At 63.9% G+C, this 21,906-nt stretch carries 10 protein-coding genes and 1 pseudogene; 4 read left to right on the plus strand and 7 right to left on the minus strand.

Features of this window, described 5'->3' with window-relative positions; translation table 11 throughout:
- Positions 1 to 39: 39 nt before the first annotated feature.
- Positions 40 to 11,022 (minus strand): retention module-containing protein, encoded by a 10,983-nt coding sequence (locus IB232_RS05335; protein WP_192397508.1) that lies wholly within the window; start codon positions 11,020 to 11,022, stop codon positions 40 to 42.
- Positions 11,023 to 11,480: 458 nt separating this feature from the next.
- Here IB232_RS05335 and IB232_RS05340 point away from each other — a divergent pair, with 458 nt between their 5' ends.
- The 3 genes from IB232_RS05340 (at position 11,481) to IB232_RS05350 (ending at position 16,424) form a co-directional block, all read left to right on the plus strand.
- A complete protein-coding gene (locus tag IB232_RS05340; RefSeq protein WP_192397509.1) occupies positions 11,481 to 12,836 on the plus strand; it encodes a TolC family outer membrane protein in 1,356 nt (451 codons plus the stop codon).
- A gap of 69 nt (positions 12,837 to 12,905) precedes the next feature.
- A complete protein-coding gene (locus IB232_RS05345) occupies positions 12,906 to 15,053 on the plus strand; it encodes a type I secretion system permease/ATPase (protein WP_192397973.1) in 2,148 nt (715 codons plus the stop codon).
- A gap of 12 nt (positions 15,054 to 15,065) precedes the next feature.
- Entirely contained in the window at positions 15,066 to 16,424 is a 1,359-nt protein-coding gene (locus IB232_RS05350) for an HlyD family type I secretion periplasmic adaptor subunit (RefSeq protein WP_192397510.1), read from the plus strand.
- On the opposite strand, the gene soxR is transcribed toward IB232_RS05350, so the two are convergent.
- Positions 16,421 to 16,876 (minus strand): redox-sensitive transcriptional activator SoxR, encoded by a 456-nt coding sequence (gene soxR / locus IB232_RS05355; RefSeq protein WP_192397511.1) that lies wholly within the window; start codon positions 16,874 to 16,876, stop codon positions 16,421 to 16,423. The genes IB232_RS05350 and soxR overlap by 4 nt on opposite strands.
- A 74-nt stretch (positions 16,877 to 16,950) precedes the next feature.
- On the opposite strand from soxR, the gene IB232_RS05360 reads away from it, so the two are divergent.
- Positions 16,951 to 17,307 (plus strand): antibiotic biosynthesis monooxygenase, encoded by a 357-nt coding sequence (locus IB232_RS05360; protein ID WP_192397512.1) that lies wholly within the window; start codon positions 16,951 to 16,953, stop codon positions 17,305 to 17,307.
- A gap of 4 nt (positions 17,308 to 17,311) precedes the next feature.
- Here the strand turns inward: IB232_RS05360 and IB232_RS05365 are convergent, their stop codons facing one another.
- The 5 genes and pseudogenes from IB232_RS05365 to IB232_RS05380 form a co-directional block, all read right to left on the minus strand.
- Entirely contained in the window at positions 17,312 to 17,902 is a 591-nt protein-coding gene (locus tag IB232_RS05365) for a tRNA-uridine aminocarboxypropyltransferase (protein ID WP_192397513.1), read from the minus strand.
- Between the two features lie 77 nt (positions 17,903 to 17,979).
- Entirely contained in the window at positions 17,980 to 18,999 is a 1,020-nt protein-coding gene (locus IB232_RS05370; RefSeq protein WP_412547715.1) for a methyl-accepting chemotaxis protein, read from the minus strand.
- 267 nt (positions 19,000 to 19,266) lie between these two features.
- Positions 19,267 to 19,626, minus strand: a pseudogene (locus IB232_RS23890) (PAS domain-containing protein); the annotation flags it as partial.
- 71 nt (positions 19,627 to 19,697) lie between these two features.
- Entirely contained in the window at positions 19,698 to 21,425 is a 1,728-nt protein-coding gene (gene aceK, locus IB232_RS05375) for a bifunctional isocitrate dehydrogenase kinase/phosphatase (RefSeq protein WP_192397515.1), read from the minus strand.
- Between the two features lie 163 nt (positions 21,426 to 21,588).
- Positions 21,589 to 21,771 (minus strand): hypothetical protein, encoded by a 183-nt coding sequence (locus IB232_RS05380; protein ID WP_192397516.1) that lies wholly within the window; start codon positions 21,769 to 21,771, stop codon positions 21,589 to 21,591.
- Positions 21,772 to 21,906 lie beyond the last annotated feature (135 nt).

Genomic DNA, 21,906 nt, shown 5'->3' on the forward strand with positions numbered 1-21,906 from the left:
GCCCGTTCAGCAGTGTCGACTCACCGGGCGCCTCGCTGGTTATGCCACGTCAACCTTGAGCGTACCGTCTCCCAACATGCCAAGGATGGTGCCACTCTCGGTGCCGCCGTAGAGGCTCACGAGGTTGACGTCCTGCAGCACGATGGTCTGCTCGGTCGAGGTCGCCGGATCGGCGGTGGAGGTGTCGCTGACCTTGATCACCGTATCCAGCGCCGCACCTCCTCCCAGGTTGGCTGTACTGATGTCGATGAAGCTCAGCAAGTTGCCGATATCACCCGCCTGCCCGTGTTCACCGGTCAGCAGTTGCGACAGATCGAGCCGGTCGCCCTGGGCGTTGCCGTTGAAGTTGTTAACGAAGCCCTGCACCGTGTCGGTGCCGGTGTTTCCGGCAGTCCACCGGTAGGTGTCGTTATCGGCACCACCGATCAGCAGGTCATTGCCAAGACCACCGATCAGTACATCGTCCCCGGCCAGGCCGGACAGTGTGTCGTTGCCGGTGCTGCCCTGGATCACGTCAGCCAGTGCAGTGCCGGTGAAGGTGTTGCCGGCCTCGATGGTGACATGCAGGTTCACACTCGAAGTGGCATCGTTGTCGGCGTCCTGCACCGCCACCTGGAAGTCCAGCTCCGCATCCACGGTCGTGGTCTGGGTCTTGATGAAGCCGATATCGGAGACCTTGACCACGTCGTTGTCGGTCTGATTATTGAAGTTGGTGGTCAGGGTCGAGCCCCCCGATTCACCGAAGTCATTGTCATAGTTGATCGCCGTCGAGGTCGTGATGCCCTCCACTGTCGTCAGTATCTGAGCACCGTAGATCTGCCAGCTCTCACCTGCGCCGTTGAAGTCATTGTTCTCGATGACGATCGCACCGTCGTTGTTATCCAGCGTAATGCCATACACCGCCAGGGCGGCCAGCGCCGTGGCGCCGCTGCTGTTGCGGTAGATGTCGCTGTTGTTGATCACCAGTGCTTTGGTCGTGGTCACTCCGCCCGGGCCGATCAGCTTCAGGACGACCACCAGATCCTCGCTGTTGATGCCGTCGAACTTCAGGAAGATGCCATCGGCGCGACCTGTCGGGGTTACGGCAAGATTGCCGGTCGGGCTGGAGGTATAGAAGTTCAGGTCCAGCACCTCGCCCTGGCCGATGGTATCTCCAGCTACACCGTTGGAGGTATTGGACAGGGTCACATACGAACTGGCCTGACTGAACAGCTCGCCGTTGACGAAGATGTTGGTGTTGGCCCCGCCAGTCTGCAGGTTATTACCGCCAGTACCAGCCCCAGGCTCCGCGTAACCCCGGAACTGCACGAAGAAGTCACTGGCCAGCTGGGAAACCGCCACGTCCGGGTTGGTGTTGTCCACCGTGCTGCTGCCCGGCACATAGCCGACGATTCCCAGGTTCGCGCTGGTCTTCAGCACCTGGAAGCCCTCGATCGGCCCATCCAGCGTCACCGTGTAGGTGCCGTTGACCTTGTCGAAGGTCAGGGTACCTGCGGCTTCCTCCTTGACGCTCGGGTTGGATGGGTTAGGTGCGTACTCGAACTCGACATCGAAGGTCGCCGTCGTGGCGCTCTCCGATACCCAGGTGACCGACTGCGAGCTGATCGCCACACCACCCACGGAGCCGGTCAGGGTGATGGACTTGAAGTCCGAGTCGGAGGCACTGAACGGCCCAGTGTCGCGGGTATCGGCGCCGGTGCTGTAGTCGAACACACCAGTGGCGCCACCCGGGTTGTTGCTGTTGGAGTACACCAGGTTGGAGGTGGACTGGATAACCGGCACATCGTCCTCGACCTGCACGATGAAGTCGCGAATCAACGGGACGTTGGTTGCCCCTTCCTTGGCCACGATGATGCTGGAGAGGTCCAGATCCTTCAGTTCCTGATCGTCGCCATTGGCCGTGGCATGGTCGATGGCCCCCAGCAGGTTGAAGGTGTAGTTGCCATTGGCCTGCAGCACCAGAGTGAAGATGTTCACCGTACCGGCCTTGGCGGTCAGGGTGTCGGAGGTCGGCCCATCGACCACGCTGTAGGTGATAGGCACACCATCGGCAGTCAGCGCCGGAAGGCCGGCAACGCTACCCAGGCTGAAGGTCACACCGGCGCTGTCTACCACGGCGCCGGCCAGAGTGCCCGACACGCTGGTGACGTTGGAGCCCGGATCCGGCAGGCCGTTGGGCAGGCCGTCCTCGTACACGTTGGCAACGATCGGGCTGGTATCCAGAACGCTGATATTCAGGTTGGCGCTGGACTGGTCGCCATCCTTGTCGACGATGGTGTAAGTGAACACCTCCTGACTATCGACCAGCACATCATTTGGCGGTGTATAGCTGTAGGAACCGTTGGCGTTGACCACCAGGGTACCGCCCAGTGGAGTGGTGATCGGGCCAGTGGTGCCGCCCTGTACCAGGAAGGTCACCACATTGCCGACGACGCTGTCGGCCACCCCGATGTAGGCCGCCGGGTTGGCTGCGACAAAGCTGATCTGGGTCACCGTCACCGGTACATCCGCACCACTGGTATCGACACCAGCTACCGGGTCAACATCGGTCACCATATTGCCCATGGTCGGCTGCGGCACAGTGGCCTGCAGGGTCGCATCCAGGTCATAGGGGTCGTCGATCAGGGTGACGGCATCACCATGATCCTCGACCAGACCCAGTTGCGCGATCGCCCCGGCATTGCTGCTGACGCTGAGGCCAACCGCATACACCTCGGCGCCGCTGGCATTGATGAAGGATGTCCATCCGGCAGGCACGTTGCCTACATTGGGCTGGCCGTCGGACAGGAAGTACACCTTGTGCTCGTAGTCCGGCAGGTTGACCAGGTCGGCGGTCAGCTGATTCTGTGCCAGGACCAGCGGTGCGTTGTAGTTGGTGTTGCCGCCGTCGGTAGCCAGGTTCTGGATGTTGAGCTTGGCCACATCCGGGTCGGTGGTCTGCGGAATCAGCAGGGCACCGGTGGCGAAGTCGATCACCGTGATCGCCAGATCCACGCCAAGGGCGGCATAGCTGTCGATCATGTTGGACAGCGCTTCCTTGGCCAGCTCCAGGCGGTTGGGCGAACCCTGGGTGTTGCCGCCGATCTCGTACAGCATGCTTCCGGAAGTATCCACCACCAGGATCAGATTAAACGGTGGCACCCCGCCTTCGGTCACGCTAATGCTGTTGTCCTTGGCGGTCGGGCTGTCGTCGTCGACGGAGATGCCCAGGCTGCCATTGGCTGTCGAGCCGTCATCGTCCTTGACCGTGTAGCTGAAGTTCAGGTTGATGTTGTTCTCGTCACTGGTAACCGGGGAGACAGGTGCCGAGTGATCCAGCGGCAGCAGCAGCTTGAACTCGTAGGCTCCTGTCGCGACATCGGTGACCTTGACGGTGAAGACGGTTGCGCCGCCTCCCACCTTGGCCGCCGTCAGGGTCAGGCCGTCGGCGCTCACCGAGTAGGTCAGCGCGCTGCCACCGGAGGTCAGTGCCGGCAGACCTCCCGTACTCCAGGTGAAGGCTCCAGTGGGCGCGGCACCGTCGGCACCGAAGCTATAGCCCAGGTTGCCGGTAACCGTGGTATCGGCCCCCGCTGCATCGTTGGGGCCACCGGCTACGCCGTTGGCCAGCCCGTCTTCATCCACCGCGTTGTTCGCCGTACCTCCCGTGGGCTTGGCCGCATCGGTGATGTTGATGGTCATGCTATCGGTCACGGTGTCCTGATCGTAGTCACGCACCCGCACCGAGAAGCTCTGGCTGTTGATGACATCCTGATCCAGACCGTTGGCGGCCTGGAAGCTCCAGGTACCGTTGCTGTTGACCCGCAATGTGCCGGTCGCCAGGGCGATATCGGCGTCCAGGTTGTACTCGTTGGCGCCTATCAGCACCTGGATGCTGCCGGAACCATCGGCGCCATAACCGCTGGTCCAGGTGCCGCTGTTGTAGCTGGTGCCCTCGGCCACATTGACCGGTGCATCCGGCAACAGATTGACCGCCGGGCTGTCGTCGTCGACGGAGATGCCCAGGCTGCCGTTGGCGGTCGAACCATCATCGTCCTTCACGGTGTAGCTGAAGCTGAGGCCGATGTTGTTCTCGTCGCTGCCGGTCGGTGAAGCCGGGGCCTGATGATCCAGCGGCAATAGCAGCTTGAACTCGTAGGCGCCCGTCGCGACATCGGTGACCTTGACGGTGAAGACGGTTGCGCCGCCCCCCACCTTGGCCGCTGTCAGGGTCAGGCCATCGGCACTCACCGAATAGGTCAGCGCGGTGCCGCCAGAGGCCAGCGCCGGCAGCCCCGCCGTGCTCCAGGTGAAGGCTCCCACGGGTGCCGCGCCATCCGGACCGAAGCTGTAGCCCAGGCTACCGGTGACCGTGGTATCGATACCCGCAGCATCATTGGGACCGCCGGTGATGCCGTTGCTCAGTCCTTCCTCGTCTACAGCGTTGTTCGCCGTACCTCCCGAGGGTTTGGCCGCATCGGTGATGTTGATGGTCACGCTATCGATCACGGTGTCCTGGTCGTAGTCACGCACCTGCACCGAGAAGCTCTGGCTGTTGTAGACATCCTGATCCAGGCCATTGGCGGCCTGGAAGCTCCAGGTACCGTTGCTGTTGACGCGCAGAATGCCGGTATCCAGGGCAATGTTGGTATTGAGGTTGTACTCGTTGGCCCCCACCAGCACCTTGGCGCTACCGCCGCCGTCGGCACCGTAACCACCGGTCCAGGTACCGCTGCTGTAGGTAGTGCCTTCGGCCACATTGACCGGTGCATCCGGCAGCAGATTGACCGTCGGGCTGTCGTCGTCGACGGAGATGCCCAGGCTGCCATTGGCGGTCGAGCCGTCATCGTCCTTGACCGTGTATGCGAAGCTCAGGTCGATATTGTTCTCGTCGCTGCCGGTCGGTGAAACCGGGGCCGGATGATCCAGCGGCTGCAGCAGCTTGAACTCGTAGGCGCCGGTCGAGGCATTGGTGACCTTGACGGTGAAGACGGTTGCCCCGCCTCCCACCTTGGCCGCCGTCAGGGTCAGGCCATCGGCGCTCACCGAATAGGTCAGCGCAGTGCCGCCTGAGGTCAGCGCCGGCAGACCTGCCGTGCTCCAAGTGAAGGCACCCACGGGTGCCGCACCGTCCGGGCCGAAGCTGTAGCCCAGGTTGCCGGTGACCGTAGTGCCGGTACCCGCCGCATCATTGGGACCGCCGGTGATGCCGCCGGAGAGCCCCTCTTCATCCACCGCATTGCTGGTCTGCCCGCCAGTGGGAGAACCGGCATCGGTGATGCGGATGGTGAAGCTGTCGGTCGCGGTGTCCTGATCGTAGTCACGCACCCGCACCGAGAAGGTCTGGCTGTTGATCACATCCTGATCCAGCCCGCTGCCAGCCTGGAAGCTCCAGGTGCCATCGCTGTTGACGCGCAGCGTGCCGCTCGCCAGCGAGATGTTGGTATCCAGGTTGTACTCGTTGGGGCCTACCAGCACCTTGATGCTGCCGGCGCCATCGCCGCCCGTACCATGGGTCCAGGTACCGTCATAGGTCGAACCTTCGGCCACGCTCGCTGCCGAGTTGGGCAGGATGTCGACCACCGGCACATCGTCCTCGACGTGGATGAGGAAGGCTCCGGCCAGGTCGACAGGGGCGCCACCGGCACTTTCAGCCTCGAGCACGCTGGCGAAGTTGAGGGTCAGCTGCTCGTTATCGTCACCGTTGCCCAGCGGATGATCCAAGGCACGATCCAGGGTAAAGGTATAGCTACCGCTAGGATCGACCTGCAGGGTGAAGACCGTCGGGCCGGCCGGGCCGGCGGTGGCGGTGAGCACGTTGCTGCTGATCGAGTAGACCAGCGCGACGCCGCCCGAGGTTGCGCCCGTCAGGCCACCAATACCGCCGGGATTGAGGCTGAAGACCGCCGTATCGGGGCCAACTGCCAAAGAGGCGACACTGCCGCTGACCGAGGCCGTCAGGCCATCGCCATCCGGTATACCGCCGGCAACGCGGTCGTCGGTAACCGTAGCTTCGACCGGGCTGCCGTCCTCAACGTAGATGTTCAGGGTGGCGGTAGATGGGTCGCCGTCATTATCGACGATGGTGTAGGTGAAGGTCTCGGTCTTGTCACCGGCCACGTTGGCCGGAGCCTGATAGCTCCAGGCGCCAGTGGAGAAGTTGAAGCTCAGCTTGCCGCCTTCGGCCGTAGCGATGTCGGTCAGTTGCTGATCGCCATCGGCGGTGCCGTCCCAGGTGTAGGTAGTGCCATTGATCTCGATGGAGAGAATCTGGCCGCGGCCATCGGCACCGAAGGCATCGTCGTCACCACCGCCCACGGCATTGTCATTGCCCAGCAAGACATTGCCACCCACAAGGCCACCGATCACTTGATCCACCAGGGTATCGACCAGGTCGTCGAAATCATCGACACGCAGCGGATCGTTGTTCGCCCCGGCGTCCACATCGACGTCTTCCAGACGCGGGTCGTCGATGTTATCGCCGATGCCGATGGTGGTGACGTTGATGCCATTGTTGTCGACGAAATTGTTCCAGTCGGTCGCCGTCGGCTCGGTCAACGAAGGCGCGCCACCAGGGCCGGTCTGCTCGTTGGGGTTGCCGTCGCTGATAAAGATGACCTGGTTAGTCCACCCCGGCAGCGGGGTGTACGCAGCCATGGTCTCCTGGATCGCATCGGTGAAGTCGGTGAGGCCAGAGAGCGGCCGATCACCACCCGGCTCCTGCGGGTTGAGCGAGTTCACCAAATCGGTGAAGTCCGCGATGTTGTCGATCGTCGGGAAAGAAATCGAGGTACCCGAGAATGCCACGATCTGAATCTGAACTGCGCCGGTAGCCGTATTGAACAACTCCTGTCCAGCCGCTCGCACGGCATCGAGCATGGCGTTCAGCTCGGTGTTGTCGATGCTGCCGCTGAAGTCCAGCACGAACACCAGGTTAATGTTCTGGGCCTGGCCAGACAGAACGGTGGCATTGTCGTTCTGCGCCTCCGGCACATCGTCCTCAACATTGATCACGAAGCTGCCATCGGCGAAGCCATCCACCGGGTCGCCGTCGCCATCGGTGGCGGTCAGCACGCCGGAGAAGTCGATTGGCAGACCAAGCAGCTGGTCGTCATCGGTGCTGCCAGGCAATGGATGATCCAGCGGCCCCTGCAGCTCGAAGCTGTAGCTGCCATCGGCATTCACCGTAAGGGTGAACACCGGGTTGCCACCGGCGGTGGCGGTGAGCACGTTGCCCACCACCGAGTAGCTGAGCGCAATGGAGTCCGAGGTCAGGCCCTGGGCCTCCAGGGTGGCAATGTCGGCCGGATCGTCGCTCAGGCCGAAGTCGCCGGGGCCATCCGCACCGAAGTTGACCAGAGCATTCAGGGTGCCAGCAGGGCCGGATACAGAAGTGCCCTCGCTGTCGCCGTCACCGATGCCATTCGTCAACTCATCCTCGTCCACCTGGCCCGAGACCAGCGGGATGGGGTTCTGCTCGTTGTCGTACTGCAGCGGTACCGCCACGGGGATGTCGTCTTCCACCCGAATCACGAAGCTGCCCGGGTTCAGGCCGCTCAGCGGATCTCCGTCGCCATCGGTTGCGGTGATCACCGACGAGAAGTCGATGCCCGAACCGAGCATCTCGTTGTCGCCAGCCGGGGTGCCGTCGGCCACCGGATGATCCAGCGGGCCGGACAGGGTGAAGGTGTAGCTGCCGTCGCCGTTCACCTGCAGGGTGAAGATGGTGTCACCACCGGCAGTGGCGGTCAGCAGATTGCCGACCACGGTGAAGCTCAGCGCCACACCGCCCGAGGTCAGGCCCTGGGCCTCCAGGGCACCGATCGCTGCCGGGCTGCCGGTCATGCCGATCGTTCCAGGGCCGTCGGCACCAAAGTTGATGGCGGCGTATAGCGCACCGGCCGCGCCATTGGCCACGTTGGTAACGCCATCGCCATCGGTGATGCCACCGGGCAGCTCATCCTCGTCGACCTGGTTGCTGACCCACGGCCGCTGGCTGAACTCGCGGGCCACCGGCACGTCGTCCTCGACGTCGATGGCGAAGCTGCCGTTGGGCAGACTCACGGAGAGCGGGTCGCCATCACCGTCGGTCGCGGTGATCATTTGTGAGAAATCGATGCCCAGACCAGCCAGGGTTTCGTCGTCCAGTGCACTGTCCGCGATCGGATGATCCAGCGGGCCGCTCAGCACGAACTCGTAGCCGCCATCGGCATCCACCGTCAGGGTGAAGATGGTGTTGCCATTGGCGGTTGCGGTCAGCACGTTGCCGATCACGCTATAGGACAGCTCGGTACCTTCGGACATCAGGTCCTGTGCATCCAGCGAGCTGGTGTCGCTGGACAGGCCCACGGTGCCGGGACCGTCGGCGCCGAAGTCGATCAGCGCGAAAAGATCGCCCGGATCGCCCGAGGCGACGGTGGTCTGGCCACCCTCATCGTTCCCCTCGTAGGGCGCGCCGTCGACCAGGTTCAAGGCATCTTCCTGCACCTCTTGACGAATTGCCGTCTGCTCGTTGCCGTCAGGCCGCGGTACGTCGTCCTCGACGTTGACGGTGAAGCTGCCGGTCGGGAAGCCGCCGGCCAGCGGGTCGCCATCACCATCCGTGACGGTCAGTACCCCGGAGAAGTCGATACCCAGGCCAGGCAGCAACTCGCCATCCAGGCTGCCGTCGGCGACCGGATGATCCAGCGGCCCTTCCAGCACGAATTCCCAGCTGCCATCGGCATTCACGGTCAGGGTGAAGATGGTTTCGCCGCCCGCGGTGGCAGTCAGCACATTGCCGACCACTGCATAGCTCAGCGCATCGCCATCGGAGGTCAGACCCTGCAGGTCCATGGAGCTGACATCGCTGGAGAGACCGAAGTCGCCAGGGCCATCGGCACCGAAGCTGACCAGGCCGCTGAGCGAGCCACTGGTGGCACTGCCCACGATGGTGGTCTGGCCGCCTTCCGGGTTGCCCTCGTAGGGAGCCCCGCCGCCTATGGTCAGCGCGTCCTCATGAACCACGCCGGAGATTTCGTTGCCCTCTTCGCCACCGGCCACTACCGGCACGTCGTCCTCGATGTCGACGGCGAAGCTGCCAGGCGGGAAGCCGCCTACCAGCGGGTCGCCGTCACCATCGGTCGCGGTGAGGATGCCGGAGAAGTCGACGCCCAGGCCGGGTAGATCTTCGGAATCGAAGGAGCCATCCGCGATGGGATGGTCGATCGGGCCCTGCAGCACGAACTCCCAGCTGCCATCGGCATTCACGGTCAGAGTGAAGATGGTTTCGCCGCCCGCGCTGGCGGTCAGCACGTTGCCGACCACTTCATAGGTCAACGGATCGCCACCGGAAGTCAGCCCCTGCAGATCCATGGAGCTGACGTCGCTGGAGAGACCGAAGTCGCCAGGACCGTCGGCACCGAAGTCGACCAGGGCCGACAGCGAACCGGCCAGACCAGACACCGTGGTGGTCTGCCCACCTTCCGGGTTGCCGTCATGGGGTGCACCGCCACCAGCGGTCAATGCATCCTCGTGTACGAGCTCGGTGACCCGCGGGAAGAACTGTTCTTCGCCCTCGCCACGGCTACCGGCCCACTGCGGAACATCGTCTTCCACGTCGATGACGAAACTGCCGCCAGTGAAGGTGCCAACCGAGTCGCCGTCGCCATCGACGGCAGTCAGTACACCGGAGAAATCGATCGGCAGATCGAGCAGTTCGTCATCATTGCCATCGGGAGTCGGGTGATCCAGCTGGCCGACCAGGGTGAAGGTGAAGCTGCCATCGGCGCCCACCTGCAAGGTGAAAATGGTTTCGCCGCCTGCCGATGCGGTCAGCACGTTGCCTGCGACGCTGTAGCTGAGGGCGGTACCGCCGGAGGTCAGGCCCTGGGCCTCCAGGCTGGAAATGGCAGTAGCGCTGCCAGACAAGCCGAAGCCGCCGATACCATCGGCGCCGAAGTTGACCAGCGCGTTCAGGGTGCCGGGGCCACCGGCGGCCACGTTGGTGACCGAGTCGCCATCGGTGATGCCATCGGAGGTTTCGTCCTCGTCGACGATGGCGGCTACCTGGGCGCCCTCGCCTTCGGTGAGGATGGGCGCGTCGTCATTGACCAGCACGTTCAGTTGCACGGTCGGCGATACATCGCCGTCCAGATCGAATACCCGCACCGGGAAGCTTTCGCCGACCTGGTCGGCAGCGCCGGACGCACCGGCGTTGGGATGATCGAGGGTGTTGTCGGTCAGGGTGTAGGTCCAGTTGCCGGCGGCATCCACGGTCAGGGTGCCGTACTGGCCGACCACCACACCGCCGTTCGTGACGTCCACCCAAACGCCGTCGAAGCCCTGGATCTGCAGCGAAGCAACGCCATCCGGCGAGGTGATGATGATGTTGCCGCTGGCCTGCTCTGCGCCGCTGCCGGGGTTGGTACCGTCGGCCAGTGCCTCCTCATCGACAATGGCCGGGCCTACCGAGATATTGCCATTACCGTCCTCGTACTCGATCTCGATCGAGGGAGTGAAGTCCGCTGCTGGCTCGTCGGTAACGATGGGCTCGGGATCGGGGAACTCGGGACCGGTGTTCAGCCCCTCGGTCGGGAAGCCGATGACGGGATCCAGCGCACCGCCCACTTCACCCAGCAATACGAAGCTGTGGCCACCACCGATACCGCCAGCACCACCGGCACCACCACCAGCCCCAGGACCGGCGGCAGTCGCCTCACCAGCCTGGGTCGGGTCGACGCCGGCCTCGATCGCGGCTTGCAGTTGTTCGACGTCAGTCAGATCGCCGTCGGTGGGAGTGGCGGGCGCCTGCTCCTGGGGCTGGACCGTCTGGCCATCGTAGCCCGCCAGCATCTGTTCGTTGAGACCCAGGCTGCTGTCGCGCCCGAGGGTAAGGACCTCACCATTGGTGAGAGTGACTGCGACCGCGCCAGCGGCGCCGGTTTCCAATTGTTCGCCGGCATAAACCCGATCGCCTTCGACTAACGGTCGACGCGTTCCATCGCCGGCTACCGCAAAGACCTCGCCGACAACCTGGCTGACGACACCAATCAAAGTAGCCATGATCCTTCCTCCGCACTACAGCTGCCGACCACCGTCGACACGTTTCAAAAGGGCCAAATCACCTTTCGAACTCGGGGATTGCATGCGAAGAAAGTTGAGAAAGTGGAGCGGCGCAAGGAACCCAATTTGAAATGCGACAAAAAAGTGTCGCCCCAACTGCACCGAACCTACCCATCAGAAACATTCCCGCCCCTTATGCTCCAAACTGCGCTTGACCGTCTGCTTTAACTGCGAAAAGGCCTGAAGGCCCCGTTTTTCGCGGCTTACGGGAGAAACAATGTGCCGTATCTCACACAGTGCATAAGACTTTTTTCTCATAAATCTTGTGACGAATTTTTCTTAGCTACTCTGGAAGATGTTCTTAGCTGTGATGTTACAGGCCTGAAACGCTCTTTCAGGCGAAAATCGTCAGCATTTTGACGACAGGAACCGAGCATATAAATAAGGAGAAAAAGATCATGCCCTCACTAAAACCGCTCTACGGTGGCATTTTGCTGGCCATAGCCTGTTTTCAGGCGCAGGCCATGACACTCTCGGAAGCCATCCAGAGCACCATCGACAATCATCCCGAGCTGCATGCCAGCATGAATGATCGTCTGTCTGCGGATGAGGAAGTGAAAATTGCCAAGGGCGGCTATCTACCTACCGTTGATCTGCTTCTGGGTTACGGCCGTGAGCAGACCGACAGCCCCAGTACCCGAGCACTGGGTGATCACAATAAGGAAACCCTGACTTATAACGACGCCGAACTGCGCCTGCGGCAGATGCTGTTCGACGGCTTCAACACGCCCAACGAAGTGGCGCGCACCAAGTCGGTGGTCGACTCCCGTGCCTACTATGTACAAGGCACCTCCGAGAGCCTGGCCCTGCGTACCGTCGAGGTTTACCTCGAAGTGCTCAAGCGCCGTGAGATGGTGACCCTGGCGCAGAACAACCTGCAGGCCCACCAGCGCATCAATGACCAGATCGGCCTGCGCAGCGAGCGCGGCGTTGGCAGTACTGCCGACCTGGACCAATCGGTAGCCCGTCTGGCCCTGGCCGAGAACAACCTCTATACCGAGCAGGTCAACCTGGCAGACGCCGAAGCCAACTTCTTCAGCGCCACCGGTCGTATGCCGGACGAGCTGGAGCAACCCGCCTCGATCAAGGGCGAGATGCCGGAAGACGTCAACGTCGCCCGGCAGACGGTGATGGACAACAACCCCTTCCTCAAGTCCGCCCAGGCCGACGTCAACGCCGCCGAGAAACAGTACGAAGTGGCCAAGGCGCCCTTCTACCCGCGCTTCGACCTCGAACTGGCCACCACCGCCGACGATAACGTGCAAGGCGACGAGGGCCACTACAACACCTGGCGCGCAGCCGTGGTGATGAACTACAACCTGTTCAACGGCATGCGCGACAAGGCGCGTCTGCAGTCGGCGGCTCACCAGATCAACCAGTCCATGGATATCCGCAACAACGCCCTGCGCGTGGTCAACGAGAACCTCTCGCTGGCCTGGAACGCCATGGAGAACGCCCGCCTGCAGACGCCCAAGGCCCGCGACTATGCGGACTACACCTCGCGCGTGCGTGAGGCCTACCAGCAACAGTTCAGCCTCGGCCAGCGCACCCTGCTCGACCTGCTGGACAGTGACAACGAACTCTTCACCGCCAACCGCCGCTACACCGAGGTTCGTTACACCGAAGAGTTTTCCATGTACCGCGTCATCGCAGCCATGGGCGAATTGTTGAAGAAACAGAACGTCGTAGTTCCGGTCGAAGCTGTAGCCCTCACCGAAGTGAAGAGCGAGGCCCGCCTGCCGGAAATGAAGTAGTCCCGGCGCAGACGTCGCCCGCGCGATAAACGCCGGGCGACTTCTCAGGAGTAGTGACCTTTGACCACCATGGAACGGAGACCTTCCGACGACCAGCGGCAGAGTCATGACGACCCGCTGCTGGACGGACTCCTCATTCTCTGCAACCTGCATGACTGCTCGGCCAGCCGCGCCAGCCTGACTGCCGGTCTGCCGATGCCCGAACAACGCCTCAGTGCCGAGCTGCTGCCCCGGGCCGCCGCGCGCGCCGGTCTGCAGGGGCGCATCCTGCGCCGCGAGCTGGGCGCCATCTCGCCGCTCAACCTGCCAGTCCTGTTGCTGCTCAAGGACGGCCGTAGCGCCGTGCTGCGCAAGATGGGCCCGAAGAACCAGATGCAGATCCTGCCCTGCGAGGCCGATGGCGGCGAGCAGTGGGTCAACCGCGATCACCTGGCGCTGGAATACAGCGGCCAGGCCTTCTTCGCCAAGCCGCAGCACGAACTGGAAGACTCCCGCACGCCGCTGGTGCCACGGGTCGAGGCCTGGTTCCGCGACACGCTGAAACTGTCGCGCTGGCTCTACACCGACGCCGTCCTGGCCAGCCTGCTGATCAACCTGCTGGGGCTGATGGTCCCGCTCTTCGTCATGCAGACCTACGACCGGGTAGTGCCCAACCAGGCCATATCCACACTCTGGGTACTGGTCATCGGCCTGTTCATCGGCACCGGCTTCGAACTGCTGCTGCGCGTGCTGCGCGCCTACCTGCTGGACGTGGCCGGCAAGAAGACCGACGTGGTGCTGTCCGCCACCCTGTTCGAACGCATCACCGGCATGTCGATGACGGCCAGACCCACCACGATCGGCGGCTTCGCGCAGAGCATCCATGACTTCCAGGGCCTGCGCGAATTCCTCACCGCGGTGACCCTGACCAGTCTGATCGACCTGCCCTTCGCGCTGCTGATGATCCTGGTCATCGGCCTGCTGGGCGGCTGGCTGGTGGTGATCCCGCTGCTGGCTTTCCCCATCACCGCGGTGTTCGCTCTGATCATCCAGGCGCGCCTGCGCGATACAGTGCAGAAGAGCCTGACCCTGGGCGCCGAACGCCAGGCCCTGCTGATCGAGACCCTCGGCGGCCTGGAAACGCTCAAGGCCTGCAGCGCCGAGAGCGAACGCCAGCATCGCTGGGAAAAGACCCACGGCGCCCTCACCCGCCTGGACAGCCATGCGCGCTTCCTCGCCTCCCTGGCCACCAACGGCACCATGTTCCTGCAGCAGTTCGCCGGCATGGCCACCATCGTTGCCGGGGTCTACATCATCATCGCCGGCAATCTCAGCGTCGGCGCCCTGGTGGCCAGCTACATGCTCGGCAGCCGTGTACTGGCGCCGCTTGGGCAGATCGCCGGGCTGATCACCCGTTACCAGCAGGCGCGCCTGACCATGACCAGCACCGACGCGCTGATGGCCCTGCCGCAGGAGCGCCAGGCCAACCAGCGGCCGCTGGAGCGCACCCACCTCAAGGGCGCGCTGGACCTGCGCCAGATCAGCTTCAGCTACCCCGGCCAGGACACCCCGGCACTGAGCAAGGTCAGCCTGCACATGGCCGCAGGCGAACGGGTCGGCATCATCGGTCGCAGCGGCTCGGGCAAGAGCACCCTGGCGCGCCTGGTGATGAACTTCTACACCCCGAGCGAGGGGCAGATCCTGCTCGACAACCTCGACCTGCGCCAGCTGGACGTGGCCGACCTGCGCCACCAGATCGGCTATGTCGCCCATGACCTGCCGCTGCTGGCCGGCAGCCTGCGTGACAACCTCACCCTCGGCGCACGCTACGTCAGCGACGCGCGCATGCTCGAAGTGGCGGAACTGACCGGCGTCACCGACCTGGCCCGGCAACACCCCCAAGGCTTCGATCGCCCGGTGGGCGAGCGCGGCCAGCTGCTGTCCGGCGGCCAGCGCCAGGCGGTGCTGTTGGCCCGCGCGCTGCTGCTCGACCCGCCGATCCTGCTGCTGGACGAACCCACCAGCGCCATGGACAACACCAGCGAAGACATTCTGCGCAACCGTTTGCAGACCTGGTCCCAGGGCAAGACCCTGCTGCTGATCACCCACCGCAGCTCGATGCTCAGCCTGGTCGATCGCCTGATCGTGCTGGACTACGGCCACGTGGTGGCGGACGGGCCCAAGGAAGCGGTGATCGATGCCCTGCGTCGCGGCCGCGTCGGCCCGGCAGCGGTTTAGCGGAGGTATGGCGTGGAACTGACCCAATCGCTGCGCGACTACTTCGGCAGCCTGCAACGCAAGAAGCAGGACACCGAGTTCATGCCCGAGGTGGACGGCGCCATTCTGGAGGATTCGCCCTGGCTGGCGCGGGCCACCGTGTGGTCGGTCAGCGCTTGCCTGATCGTAGCGCTGATCTGGGCCAAGTTCGCCGTGCTGGAGGAAGTCACCACCGGCGAAGGCAAGGCCATTCCCTCGAGCAAGGTGCAGGTCATCCAGAACCTGGAAGGCGGCATCGTCACCGAGATCTTCGTGCGTGAAGGCCAGGTGGTGAACAAAGGTGATGTGCTGCTGCGCCTGGACGCCACCCGCTTCATCTCCAACAAGGGCGAGACCGAGGCCGATCGCCTGGCCCTGCTGGCCCGCGTCGAGCGCCTCAGCGCCGAGGCCGAGGGCCGGCCATTGGCGCTGGCGGACGAACTGGTCAAGGAAGCGCCACAGTTGGTCGAGGACGAGATGGCCCTGTACCGCTCGCGCCAGCAGCGCCTGGAAAGCGAGCAGAACACCCTCAAGGAACAGCTGCGGCAGAAGACCCAGGAGCTGGCCGAATTCCGCGCCAAGGCCCAGCAGTACCGCTCCAGCCTGGGCCTGGTGCAGCAGGAGTTGAGCATGTCGCAGCCGCTGGTGGCCGCCGGCGCCATTTCCGAAGTGGAAATCCTCCGCCTGCGCCGCAGCGCCGTGGAGATGCGTGGCTCGCTGGAGGCCACCAACCTGGCCATTCCCAGGGCCGAGTCGGCCATGCAGGAGATCGAGAGCAAGCTCAACGAGTCGACCCTGACCTTCCGCACCGAGGCCCTGAAGGAGCTCAACGAAGTCCGCACCGAGCTGAAGAAGATCACCTCCACCAGCGTCGCCATCCAGGACCGGGTCAGCCGTACCACGGTGAACTCGCCGGTGTACGGGGTGATCAAGCTGCTCAAGGTCAACACCATCGGCGGCGTGGTGCAGCCCGGCGATCCCATGGTCGAGGTGGTACCGCTGGAAGACAACCTGCTGATCGAAGCACGCATCCGCCCGCAGGACGTAGCCTTCCTGCATCCCGGGCAGAAGGCCATGGTCAAATTCACCGCCTATGACTACACCATCTACGGCGGGCTCAAGGCCAAGCTGGAGCTGATCAGCGCCGACACCATCACCGACGAGGAAGGCAACAGCTTCTATCTGATCCAGGTGCGCACCGACAAAAGCCACCTGGGCAACGACGATCACCCGCTGCTGATCATTCCCGGCATGGTCGCCACGGTGGACATCGTCACCGGCGAGAAGAGCGTGCTGGACTACCTGCTCAAGCCGGTACTCAAGGCGCGCTCCGAGGCGATGCGCGAGCGCTAGTCGGGCGCTTGCCAGTGCGCGCCGGGCCCTTCCGCCGCCAGCTGGTCGCCCGGGTTGCGTAGCGGGCAGGCTTCCAGCGACAGGCAGCCACAGCCGATGCAGCCATCCAGCTGATCACGCAGCATCTGCAGCTTGGCGATCCGCTGATCCAGATCCTCGCGCCAACGTGCCGACAATCCCGCCCAGTCTGCCGCCATCGGATTGCGTCCCTGGGGCAGCTCGCTCAGCGCAGCCGCAATCTCCGCCAACGGGATGCCCACCCGCTGCGCCACCTTGATCACTGCCACCCGGCGCAGGGTCTCGCGCGGGTAGCGCCGCTGGTTACCGGCATTGCGGTTGCTGGCGATCAGACCCTTGGTCTCGTAGAAATGCAGGGCCGATACCGCGACGCCGCTGCGCCTGGCCAGCTCGCCAACACTCAGGTCGCGCGGTGGTTGTGAAGGCTTGTTCATGGCTCTTGACCTCAAGCTAAGTTGAGGTTTTACCCTCGCCCGGTGTTCGAGTTCAAGCCCAGGAAGCCAATGCCATGCTCATGCCCAGTGCCCATAGCGAAATTGCAGACGACAACCACCAGGCCCGCTTCGCCCTGCTGATCGATATCGAAGTGAACAGCGCGCACCGCGCGGAGATCATCCAGCGCTTCCACGACTACCTGCAGCAACTGCGCCAGCTGTTCCAGGACGGCAGCGGTTACCTGGGCGCGGAGCTGCATGCCAGCGGCGAGCACCACCTGCTCGGCCGCCTGCACTGGCGCCGCCGCGAGGACTGGGAAGCCGCCTGGGATTGCCAGCGCACCCGCAACCAGCTGTTCGCCGACAGCCTGCTGCACCTGGGCGCCCGGAGCATCCAGTTCGACAGCGTGCTGCTCGACGAGAATCGCTGAAGCGCTAGCCGCCGTGGTAGCGCTGGTAGGTATCGGCGCCCATCGCGGCGATCTGCCCTTCGATCAGTGCCTCGAATGGCCGCAACAGTTCGTCGAAGCGCTGCGGCGCCTCCTGCAGATCGAGGGCCATGGCGATTGCCTCGATGGTCGCCAGCGCGCCCTCGGCGGGCGCCTTGCGCAGGCGGTAGCGCGAGCTCAGGCCTGATGGCAGACACACGCGCGGCAACTCGGCCAGCCAGGAATTGAGGTGCAGCAGCTTGCGTGCCTTGCGCCAGGTGCCGTCGGGCACCACCAGCAACAGCGGACGATCGTCGCTTGGCAGCGGCGCCAGCGGCAGCGCTTGCGCGGTTTCGCCGGGGAACAGCAGGCAGGCGCGATAGGCCGGGTCCAGCTGCAGGCCGGCGAAGTTCTCACCCACCAGCAGCTCGGCATTTTCCAGGCCCAGGGCGGCCAGGCGTGCGGTGTTCAGCGCGTGGCCGACCTCATCCGGGTGCTGCAGAATCAGCACCCGCGTGCGGCTCGGCAGGCGTGGGATCAGATGACAGAGACAGTGGCTCTGCGGGCGGGCACAGCGTTCGCAGCGCACTCGGGACATGGCGGGTTCCTCCGGCCGCGCAGTGTGCCACAGCGACCGGAGCCACGCCGCCAGCAGGACGCTGGCGGCGCACTACGCTAGTGGTTGAAACGCTCGGCCAGGCTGTGCAGGTAGGCGGCCATCTGCTCCAGCTCCTGGCTGATGCCGACACTCTGCTGGGCCTGCCCGGCACTGTGGTCGGAGAGCTGGGCGATGCGGGTGATCTGCCGGCTGATGTCCTCCGCCACATGGCTCTGCTGCTCGGACGCGGTGGCCATCTGCTGACTCATTCCGGTGATGCGCGTCACCGCCTGGCTGATGCCGTCCAGCGCCTCACGCACCGCCTCGACGCTGCGCACGCTGTCGCGGGAGATCTCCTCACCACGGCTGGCGGTGTTCACCGCCTTGTCCGCGCCGCTGCGCAGGGACGAGATGATCTGGTGGATCTGCTCGGTGGACTCGCGGGTGCGCCCGGCCAAGGCGCGCACCTCGTCGGCCACCACGGCGAAACCGCGGCCCTGCTCGCCCGCCCTCGCTGCCTCGATGGCGGCGTTGAGCGCCAGCAGGTTGGTCTGTTCGGCGATGGAGGTGATCACATCGGCCACGCTGCCGATGGACTGGGTCGATTCGGCCAGCTCGTTCACCGCCTGACCGATCTCCTGCACCGCACCGGCCATCTGCTGCATGGCCTGCAGGCTGCCACCGGCCAGATCGCGCCCATGCAGGGCCAGGCGGTCGGCCTCTTCCGCCGCATGCGAGGTGTTCTGCACGTTGTGCGCGACTTCCTGGATAGTCGAGGCCATCTGGTTGATCGCGGTGGCCGACTGGTCTGTCTCGCTACGCTGCTGCTCCAGAAGCTCGGCCCCGGAGCGCGACAGTTCGGCGGATTGCGCGGCACGCTTGCGCACGCTCTCGCCAGCATCTTCCAGGCGAGTCAGCGCCGTTTGCAGGCGTGCCTCCTCACTGATCATCGCCATGTCGAGCAACGCCTGGGCACCGCGGCTGTCGCTGTAGGTCAGGGCCACCAGGGCGCTGGTGAAGGCCTTGGGATGCTCGGCCAGAGTGCGGCGAATCATCTGCCGCTTGCTGTACAGCTGGAAGGAACCGAGGCCGAACATCACCGCAGCGATGAAGCCCAGCAGCCAGGGCCCGTTGAGGAACGCATGGCCGGCGAGTATGACCAGGGTAGCGATGATCAGCGGCCAGCTGCGCAGGATGTCGTAGGTCCAGTATTCGATCCGCGACACCGGCGGCTTGCCGGCCCGCAGGCGTGCGTACAACGCTTCGGCGCGGCGCTTCTGCGCCTCGCTGGGCACCGAGCGTACCGACTCGTAGCCGGCCATTTTGCCGTTTTCGTAGATGGGCGTGACGTAAGCGCTGACCCAGTAGTGATCGCCGTTCTTGCAGCGATTCTTGACGATGCCCATCCACGGCTTGCCCAGCTTGATGGTCTCCCACATGTGGGCGAAGACTCCGGGCGGCATGTCCGGATGGCGCACCAGGTTGTGCGGCTGGCCGATCAGCTCTTCACGGCTGAAGCCGCTGATCTCGACGAAGGCGTCGTTGACGTAGGTGATCTTGCTGCTGAGGTCGGTAGTGGAAATCAGGCGATCGGCATCGGTAAAGGTGCGCTCACGCTGGGTCACGGGAAGGTTCTGACGCATATGCGCACCGTCCTTGGGAAATGTGGGGAGACTTCCTGGCCTTGCACCATTGGTTCTAGCACAGCCGTACCAAACCGGCATTTGGCCAGCATCCACCTCACATTTCCCTGACGAACGGTAGGGGATTACTCCCTAGGCGGCACGCCGCCCATTCATGCGATCAGGTCGGCCTTGCGCCGATAGGGGAACACGTCGATGACCTTTCCGGCACGGATCGCGTTCTGCAGTCCCTTCCAGTAGTCGGCCTCGTAGAGATCGCCATGCAACTGGCTGAACAGCCGGCGCTGGCCGATATCGACGAACAGGAAGCGCGGGAATTCCTCGGGGAACACATCGTTCGGCCCCACCGAATACCAGGGCTCGCTGGACATTTCGTCCTCCTCGTAGCGCGGCGGCGGGATGCGACGGAAATTCACCTCGGTCAGGTAGCTGATCTCGTCGTAGTCGTAGAACACCACGCGGCCGTGGCGGGTGACGCCGAAGTTCTTCAACAGCATGTCGCCGGGGAAGATATTGGCGGCGGCCAGCTGCTTGATGGCCAGGCCGTAGTCCTCCAGCGCCTCCTTCACCTGGGCCTCGTTGGCGTGCTCCAGGTAGATGTTCAGCGGGGTCATGCGCCGTTCGGTCCAGCAGTGGCGGATCAGCACGGTATCGCCGTTCTCGACTTCCACGGTGGACGGTGCCACTTCCAGCAGCTCGGCCAGGCATTCCGGATCGAACTTGGACAGCGGGAAGCGGAAGTCGGAGAACTCCTGGGTATCGGCCATGCGCCCGACCCGGTCGACGCTCTTCACCAGGCGGTACTTCTCGATCACCGTGCTGCGGTCGACGTTCTTCGACGGCGAGAAGCGATCCTTGATGATCTTGAACACGGTGTTGAAGCCCGGCAGGGTGAACACGCTCATCACCATGCCGCGCACGCCGGGGGCCATGATGAATTTGTCGTCGCTGCCGGCCAGATGGTTGATCAGCGCCCGGTAGAACTCCGACTTGCCGTGCTTGTAGAAGCCGATCGAGGTGTACAGCTCGGCGATGTGCTTGCCCGGCAGGATGCGCTTGAGGAAGCCGATGAACTCCGCCGGAATCTCCACCCGCACCATGAAATAGGAACGGGTGAAGGAGAAGATGATCGAGACTTCCGCCTCGTCAGTGATCAGGGTATCGACCAGCACGCCCTGCCCTTCGCGGTGCAGCAGCGGGAACACCAGCGGCCACTGTTCGTCCGGGGTGAAGATGCGCCCCACCAGGTAGGCGCCCTTGTTGCGGTACAGGGTCGAGGAAAACAGCTCAATGGTCAGGTCCTGGTCCTTGCACACCCAGTCCGGCAGATTGCTGCGCAGCTGCTGTTCGAGCTTGGCTAGGTCGCGGTCCAGGTCCTCGAACGGGGCGTTGTAGCTGTAGTCGGTGAATATCTGCCGCAGGGCCTGGTTGAGGTCGCCGCGCGGCTGGTAGCTGCGGGTCTGCGGCGTGCGCTCGTGGGGGCGCAGCGAGGGCCGGGTGGTGTGGATGAACATGCAGCCGTCGCTGATCTGGTCATGGCTGAACAGGCCGCAGAAGATCGAGTTGTACCAGGTCTCGGCCAGCTCATCGTCGTTGCGCAGGTCGATCAGGCCGATATAGGCGCTCTTGGCCAGCGGCCACAGATCGATGTCCAGCAGCTGCTCGTCGGCGAAGGTCGTGCGCAGGCGCCCGGTGACTTCCGCCACCTTCTCCTCGTAGAGGTTGATGCGCGCTGCCGAGGCGAGCTGCGCCTCCTGCCACTGGGCCTGTTCGAAGCGGGCGCGGGCGCCGTTGGTGATCTCGCGGAAGTGCGCGCGATAGTCGTCGAAACCGTCGAGGATCAATCGGGCGATATCGGCGGCCGGCCGTTGCTGCGACATGGGAAAGCCTCTGCTGCATGTGCGGAACCGCGAGCTTAGCCACAGCTGGCGCCGAGGAAAAGCCGCAGCGTCCAAGAGTCCGGGTGGTCAGATTGCGAACGGGCAAAAAAGAGGCGATGCCGGGGTGGACATCGCCTAAAGGCTCTCGGGTCGAGCAGAACGGTCAGATCAGTGCGGGCTGGCTGCCGGCGTGATCGAAAATGCGGGCGTCATCGGTGCAGGAGAAAATGCTGCGAACGGCTAAACCAAGGGAGGCAGGAAGACTGGGCAGGCAGTGGCTGGCGCCATGCCGCAGCAGCAGGGCTTCGGCTTGGCGGGGCGCAGAGACGCGCGATGGGTTCGACATGGCATCCGTTCCAGAGTCGTTACGCAGGCGGCATTTATGCCCTGCGCCGCCCCGCTTGGCTCGCGCCATGTCACCAGGCTGTGAAGCCGATCAAACAAATGTTCACTGAAATAAAAAAAGCCCGCCGGGAGGGGC

Origin of the sequence: Pseudomonas sp. PDM15, assembly GCF_014851565.1 — a bacterium.
In the GTDB taxonomy this organism is placed as follows: Bacteria; Pseudomonadota; Gammaproteobacteria; order Pseudomonadales; family Pseudomonadaceae; genus Aquipseudomonas.